At 64.8% G+C, this 321-nt stretch carries 1 protein-coding gene; it reads right to left on the bottom strand.

What is annotated here, in order from left to right; genetic code table 11:
• Positions 1–288, bottom strand: a 288-nt coding sequence (locus KJQ96_RS38970) for a class I SAM-dependent methyltransferase (RefSeq protein WP_213291217.1), incomplete at its 3' end; no start/stop codon positions are given.
• Positions 289–321 lie beyond the last annotated feature (33 nt).

The following is a 321-nucleotide window of genomic DNA, read 5'->3' as shown; positions in this document are numbered from 1 at the left end:
ATAAGCCAGCGTCTCGAGACCGGCGCCGAGCACTACGAGCTGCGCCGTTCCGGCCTCCACCGCAGCATTCAGGGCGTCCTCAGCGATCCGCGACCGCGCGGCAATGAACCACCGCAGTCGCGGCCCGGACGTGTGGGCCCGCGCATGGTCGAGCGATATTTCAATATCGTCTCCGAGAATGCGCAATGCGAGCGGATCGACCAGGATCGAGGCGTTATCCAGTACCTGATGCGCCGCACGCAGGCGGGCAGCACCCAACGCAGTCAGACTCGGCCGTCCCGTCTGCATGATACAATCGTATCGCAGTTCGAACCGGGCGCC

Source organism: Bradyrhizobium sp. sGM-13, from assembly GCF_018398875.1.
In the GTDB taxonomy this organism is placed as follows: domain Bacteria; phylum Pseudomonadota; class Alphaproteobacteria; order Rhizobiales; family Xanthobacteraceae; genus Bradyrhizobium.
This window is presented reverse-complemented; position numbering and strand designations above follow the sequence as displayed.